Origin of the sequence: Cryobacterium sp. 10I5, assembly GCF_035019865.1 — a bacterium.
GTDB classification, from domain to species: Bacteria; Actinomycetota; Actinomycetes; order Actinomycetales; family Microbacteriaceae; genus Cryobacterium; species Cryobacterium breve_A.
In genome coordinates this window covers 1-554 of sequence record NZ_JASJVI010000215.1, presented here as the reverse complement: position 1 = coordinate 554, position 554 = coordinate 1, and the positions used below count along the sequence as shown (strand labels likewise).

Annotated in this window: 1 protein-coding gene; it reads right to left on the bottom strand. The window is 59.9% G+C overall.

Annotated elements, in window-relative coordinates:
- Nucleotides 1-554: ATP-binding protein (locus tag QN350_RS19765; protein WP_323517224.1), on the bottom strand; the 554-nt coding region annotated here is incomplete at both ends.

Below are 554 nucleotides of genomic sequence, written 5' to 3'. Positions count from 1 at the left end.
AGCGCCTGACTGATCGCCAAACCCAGACCCGAACCGCCATACACCCGCGTCGTCGACGCATCCACCTGACTGAACGACTGGAACAACCGCGGCATCCGATCCTCCGGAATCCCGATCCCGGTATCCGATACCAGGAACCTGAGCGCCACCACCCCAGCCTCCGACACCCCAGACTCCGGCAAACCGGCCGGCTCGATCCGCACCATGATCGTGCCCGACTCCGTGAACTTCACCGCATTACCCACCAGATTCACCAGAACCTGCCGCAACCGCGTCACATCCCCGCTCACCCACGACGGACACCCATCCGCGAAATCACACAACAAGGTCAAACCCTTTTTGTCGGCCGCGACCGCCAACAAACCCACCGAATCCTCCACCGCCGAAATCAGATCGAACGGACGATCCTCCAACTCCAACCCACCCGACTCGATCTTCGAAAAATCCAGGATGTCATTGATCAAATCCAGCAACAGATCCCCACTGCGCCGCACCGTCTCCACATAATCCCGCTGCACCGCATCCAACCGGGTATCCAGCAACAACCCCGTCAT